We start from the raw sequence: 5421 nt of genomic DNA, 5'->3' as shown, positions 1-5421 counted from the left end.
CCGGTGCCCCTGCCCCGCCGCCAATGGCTGTTGAGCGGCGCAGCCGCATCGCCTTTGCTGGCCTCGTGCGCGGCGGACCTCACGCGCTACCAGGGCCAGCCCGTGGCCGAGGTGGCCGATCGCCTGGGCGTGTGTGCGGCGGCGTATGCCACGCTGCAGGCTGGCCGCGTGCAGCCGACCGCCTTGGCCGGCCATTGCAAGGCCCCTGCGGACGCTGTGTTCCAGGCCGCCTCGCTGACCAAGCCCGTGGTGGCCTACGGCGCATTGCGCTTGGCGCTGGCGGGGCAACTGGACCTGCAAGCCCCGGTGGCGCACTACCTGCCGCAAGGCTATGTGCACTACCAGCATGCGCTGCGGCGCGCGCCGGGCGACGCCAGCGACACCGTGCCCGCCAGCACGCTGGCCCGCATCCCGGTGGCCGCCTTGCTCAACCACACCTCGGGCCTGCCCAACTGGACCAGCGGCGCGCTGGCGCCCGGCTTCGAGCCCGGCCAGCGCTGGCGTTATTCGGGCGAAGGCTATGTGCTGCTGCAGGCGGTGATGGAAGCCGTCACCGGCACGCCCATCGCGCCGTGGATGCAGGCGCAGGTGTTCGAGCCCCTGGGCATGCGCGACTCCAGCCTGGTGTGGAACAGTGCCTACGAAGGCCGGGCCGTGCATGCCAATGGTGCGGCCGCCGGTGGCCTGCGCTGGAACGTTCCGGTGGCTGCCGCTTCGCTCTACACCACGGCAGGCGATTTTGCGCGCCTGCTGGCCGCCTTCGTGACCGATGAGCGGCTGCTCGCGCTGGTGCTGTCGGCCCCCGTGGTGGCCGACAAGGCCCTGGGACTGGAGTGGGGCCATGGCTGGGGCATCGAACGCACCGCCGCCGGCCCCATGCTCTGGCAGTGGGGCAACAACCCGGGCTTTCGCAATTTCGCCATGGTCTCGCCGACGTCGCGCGACGGCTTCGTGCTGCTGACCAACAGCGATCGGGGCATGGCCCTGGCCGTGCCGCTGGCGCAGCAGGTGCTGCCGGGGGAGCACCCGGTGTTCAGGTCGCCCTTGCTGGGTTGAAGCTCCTTAGAACCTGTTGACGATCCCCTGCGAGATCGTAAACAGGTTCTTATTCCAGCGGCTTGCGCATCAGCGCCAAATACTGGCCCTGGATGTAGTCGTCGATGCGCGCGTACTCGCCGTAGCCCTGCTTGAGATAGAAATCGCGCGCCTGCCACTCGAAGGTTTCGAGCTTGGCATTTCGGGCGCCCAGCGCCTTGCCCTGGGCTTCTGCCATGCCCAGCAGGCGTGCGCCCAGGCCCTTGCCACGCTGGTCTTCGGCCACCCACAGCACATCTGTCTGCAGCCAATAGACAAATACGTAGGAGCGGATGCCCGCGACCAGACGGCCATCGAGGTCCCGCACGTCCAGACGCACGGGCTGCACCTGCGGGTACTCGCCCACGGTGCGGTAGTTGAACTCGCGCATGTGCTTGCCCAGCGTGCCGGCTTGCAGGTCTTCCAGAGAGGGCGGAGCAAAGGTGAACGAGGAGGCCATGGATGCGAAGGCAGGGCTGGATGGGGCGGCGATGATACCGGCTCAGCCAGCCGAACCTGCCTCCTGCAACCAGCCCTGCACCTGCTGGCGCAGGCCGTCCAGCACCGGGTTGGGGGCCCGCGCCACGCGCTGCACCCAGGCGATGTGCGACTCCAGCCCCCGGGTGGGAATGTCGAGTGGCACCAACCGCCCCTGGGCCAGCAGGGCGGCCGCGGGGGCCACGACGCCCATGTACAGCGCATCCGTGTGGCAGGCCACGTCCAGCAGGTCGGGCACGGACTCACTGGCCAGGCCGATGAGCACCTCGGGGTGGGCCTGCAGGCCCAGGCGCTGAACCAGCAGCCGCCCGACGGCCGCGCTCATGCCCGTGCAGGCCACGGGGAACTCCGTCAGCTCGGAAAACACCACCGGGTGGCGCTGGGCCAGCGGGTGCCCGGGGCGGGCCAGCACCCCGGTGGGCAGTTGCACCAGCCGGTGCACTTCCAGGTCGGCGTGGGAGCCGGGCAGGGAGTGGTAGTCGGTCACCAGGGCGTCCAGCGTGCGGTCGCGCAGCGCCTGGATCTGCTGGGCCTGGGGGCCGCCACCCAATTGCAGGCGCATGCGGCCCGCGTCGAGGGCCGCCAGGCGCAGCAGGCGGGGGGCCAGCAGGGCGTGGGGTGTGGCACTCATTCCCAGGCGCACGGAGCCGACTTCGCCGCTGACCTGGTGGCGCACCACCTGGTGCAGTTCATCGGCCTGGGCCACCACTTGGCGCGCATGCTCCAGCACCGTGCGGCCAATGGGGGTGAGGGCGTTGCGGTGGCCGCTGCGCTCGACCAGTGCCGCGCCCAGGTGGGCCTCCAGCATGGCGATGCTGCGGCTGAAGGCCGCCTGCGAGCGCCGCGTGCTGTCGGCCGCGCGGGTAAAGCTGCCGCTGTCGGCCAGGGCAATGAAGTGGCGCAACTGGGCGATGGTGGTGGTCATGCGAAAAATCGAACGAAACGACTTGAATTATGCATTGGACGAACATTTCGTTACCGATTTAGGATGGCTTTCAATGCTCCCTACCTGAAGAGAAAGACGCGACCGACATGATCAAGAAAATCCTGCTGGGGCTGCTCGCCCTGGTGCTGCTGCTGGCCGTGGCCCTGGGCGTCAACACCGCGCGCAAGGGCTCGCGCCAGCTGGAGGTGGCGCCGATTGCCAAACTGCCGGTGGACGATGCCGTCGTGGCCGGCCGCCTGGCCGAGGCCGTGCGCCTGCGCACCGAGTCCTCGCGCGACGATGCCAACTTCAGCGCCGGCCAGTTCCTGCAGTTCCACGCGCTGCTGCAGCAGCGCTTTCCCTTGGTTCACGTCAAGCTCAAGCGCGAAGTGGTGGGCGACCTGAGCCTGCTCTACACCTGGCCCGGCAGCGATGCCAATGCCGCCCCGGTGATGCTGATGGCCCACCAGGACGTGGTGCCCGTGGCCCCCGGCACCGAGGGCGACTGGGAGCAGCCCCCGTACTCGGGCGCCATCCAGGGCGGTTTCGTCTGGGGCCGCGGTTCCTGGGACGACAAGGGCAACCTCATGAGCCAGCTCGAGGCGGTGGAGATGCTGCTGGCCAGCGGCTTCACACCCCAGCGCACCATCTACCTGGCCTTCGGTGCCGACGAGGAGGTGGGCGGCCTGCGCGGCGCGGCAAAGATCGCGTCGCTGCTGCAGGAGCGCAAGGTGCGCCTGGATTTCGTGATCGACGAGGGCCTCTTGATCCTCGACGGCGTGATGCCTGGGCTGTCCAAGCCCGCCGCCGTCATCGGCGTGGCCGAGAAGGGCTACCTGTCGGTGGTGATGAAGATGTCGGGCACGCCCGGCCATTCGTCCATGCCACCGCACAAGGGCAGCAGCGCCATCGCCATGATGAGCGACGCGCTCAAGCGCCTGGACGAGGAGCAGATGCCTGGCGGCATCCGCGGCGTGGCGGGCGAGCTGTTCGACACGCTGGCGCCCGAGATGGGTGGCGTGAACCGGATGGTGCTGTCCAACCTGTGGCTGTTCCGCCCCGTGGTGCAAAAGCAGCTCGAAGGCGCCTCCAGCACCAATGCCATGCTGCGCACCACCACGGCGCTGACCATCGTGAACGCCGGCAACCGCGACAACGTGGTGCCTGGCCGCGCCGAGGCGACCGTGAACTTCCGCCTGCTGCCCGGCGACAGCAAGGAGCAGGTGATCGACCACATGCGCAGCAAGATCAGCGCCCCCGCCGCGCAGTACGAACTGAGCACGCTGCCCGGCGCGGTGGACGCCTCCAAGGTCGCACCCACCGACTCCACCCAGTACCGCCTGCTCAACCAGACCATCCGCGAGATCTTCCCCGACGTGCTGGTGGCCCCGGGCCTGATGGTGGCGGGCACCGACTCGCAGCACTACGGCGCCGTCAGCGACCACATCTTCAAGTTCTCGCCGGTGCGCGCGAATTCGGAGGACCTCAAGCGCTTTCATGGCACCAACGAGCGCCTGGAGATCGCCAACTACGCGGACGCGATCCGCTTCTACCACCGCCTGATCGGGCAGGTAAGCCAGATGGGCGCCAAGCCTTGAGAGCGGCTCAGCCGCCGGCCAGCTGGTCCATCGCCTCGCGCGTGAGCCGAAAGCTCAGCCGATCGGCCACCTGCACGGCGCCCAGGCTTTTGTAGAAGGCGATGCCGGCGTGGTTGGAGTCCTTCACGTTCCAGTCCATGCGGCCGCAGCCCTCGCCGGCAGCGTGCTGCGTGACCCAGGCCATGAGCAGGCGGCCGATGCCCTGTCCGCGGGCATGGGCGCCGACGAACAGTTCCTTGAGCAGGCACTGGCGCCGGTGTTCGGGGCTGGGGTCCACCAGCGAGGGCAGCAGCACGATGGCCGCAAGGCCCAGAGCCGTGCCCGCCGCATCGCTGGCCACCACCAGGCGCACGGGCGAGCCGGGTGCAAGCAGGTGATCGCGCAGGTGCGCATGCACGGCCTCGCGCGGGGCGGTTGCCACGCCGGCATCGGCGTAAGAGGCATTCAATTCGCAGAGCAGGTCCACGAGCGCGGCGCCCGCGCCGGTGGCGAGGGCGATCTGCACGGCGGGGCGGGCCGTGCTGTTCATCATCCCGCCAGCGTCACGGGAAGAAGCGCGCCAGCGCATCCTCGAAGGCCGGCACGTCAGCGCCCACATGGCTGGCGTTGTACTCGGCCTTGAGCAGCGTCAGCCCGGGGTTGCTCTGCGCGGCCATCTGGGCATACAGCGGGTTGCCGATGAGCACCGTGTTGCCGTTGGTGGCGCCGGTGAGGAACAGCGTGGCGGGCAGGGGCTTGCCGTCGAGTTGCTTTTCGTAGGCGAGAAAACTGGTCGCATTGCCGTGGCCGCCCACGCTGGCCTCGGTGGACAGGTAGTGCGAGAAGCTCAAGGCGCCGGCCATGCCCTCGATCACGAGGGCTGCCACCACGAAGTAGCCACCGTGCGACAGACCCGAAAGCGCACGGCGCTTGGGGTCGGCACGGTACTGGCGCTCGATGCTGGGCGCCAGCTCCTTGGTGATGAAATTCAGGTAGACCGCAGCGCCGGGCAGCAGGAAGTCCGTGCCGCGCTGGGCCGTGCCACCGATGCCGACCAGGATGGCCTGCGTGCCCCGGCGCTGCATCACCTGCTTGAAGGTGTCGAAGCGCGTGGGGGCCAGGCCGCTGCTGCCATACAAGGCATCGCCTTCGGTCACATAGATGGTGGGCAGTGGGGCCGTGCCCGCGGCATGTGCCGGGGGCAGATAGACGCGGATGGCGTACGAGCCGCCCGTCGCTTCGGAGCGAAGCGACGAGTTGATCACCTGGCCTACCGCTTCGGCGGGCGGCTCGTCGCTGGACGAGCCCCCTCCGCCGCAGGCGGCCAGTGCCGTGGCGGCGGCCGCC

6 protein-coding genes are annotated in these 5421 nt (G+C 69.2%); 2 read left to right on the top strand and 4 right to left on the bottom strand.

Annotated elements, in window-relative coordinates:
• Positions 1-1056: serine hydrolase (locus tag PMI14_RS04510; RefSeq protein WP_007850280.1), on the top strand; the 1056-nt coding region annotated here is incomplete at its 5' end.
• Positions 1057-1105: 49 nt separating this feature from the next.
• Here the strand turns inward: PMI14_RS04510 and PMI14_RS04505 are convergent.
• Together PMI14_RS04505 and PMI14_RS04500 are read right to left on the bottom strand one after the other, a co-directional pair.
• Complete coding sequence (locus tag PMI14_RS04505; RefSeq protein WP_007850278.1) at positions 1106-1534, bottom strand: N-acetyltransferase; 429 nt, start codon at positions 1532-1534, stop codon at positions 1106-1108.
• A 42-nt stretch (positions 1535-1576) separates the two neighbouring features.
• Positions 1577-2497 (bottom strand): LysR family transcriptional regulator, encoded by a 921-nt coding sequence (locus tag PMI14_RS04500; protein ID WP_007850277.1) that lies wholly within the window; start codon positions 2495-2497, stop codon positions 1577-1579.
• A gap of 107 nt (positions 2498-2604) precedes the next feature.
• On the opposite strand from PMI14_RS04500, the gene PMI14_RS04495 reads away from it, so the two are divergent.
• On the top strand, positions 2605-4095 hold the full coding sequence (locus PMI14_RS04495; protein WP_007850276.1) for a M20 family peptidase: 1491 nt from the start codon (positions 2605-2607) through the stop codon (positions 4093-4095).
• Positions 4096-4102: 7 nt separating this feature from the next.
• On the opposite strand, the gene PMI14_RS04490 is transcribed toward PMI14_RS04495, so the two are convergent.
• Complete coding sequence (locus PMI14_RS04490) at positions 4103-4624, bottom strand: N-acetyltransferase (protein ID WP_108016538.1); 522 nt, start codon at positions 4622-4624, stop codon at positions 4103-4105.
• A gap of 13 nt (positions 4625-4637) precedes the next feature.
• Positions 4638-5421, bottom strand: a 784-nt coding sequence (locus PMI14_RS04485) for an alpha/beta hydrolase (RefSeq protein WP_007850261.1), incomplete at its 5' end; no start/stop codon positions are given.

Origin of the sequence: Acidovorax sp. CF316 (assembly GCF_000276605.1) — a bacterium.
Lineage (GTDB): Bacteria > Pseudomonadota > Gammaproteobacteria > Burkholderiales > Burkholderiaceae_C > Acidovorax.
Note: the sequence above shows the minus strand (reverse complement) of the source record. Positions and strands in the feature narration are given on the sequence as shown.

Bases quoted from the DNA above. Each gene is read 5' to 3' on its own strand.
- PMI14_RS04505 (WP_007850278.1), bottom strand. From the start codon at position 1,534: ATGGCCTCCTCGTTCACCTTTGCTCCGCCCTCTCTGGAAGACCTGCAA.
- PMI14_RS04500 (WP_007850277.1), bottom strand. From the start codon at position 2,497: ATGACCACCACCATCGCCCAGTTGCGCCACTTCATTGCCCTGGCCGAC.
- PMI14_RS04495 (WP_007850276.1), top strand. From the start codon at position 2,605: ATGATCAAGAAAATCCTGCTGGGGCTGCTCGCCCTGGTGCTGCTGCTG.
- PMI14_RS04490 (WP_108016538.1), bottom strand. From the start codon at position 4,624: ATGAACAGCACGGCCCGCCCCGCCGTGCAGATCGCCCTCGCCACCGGC.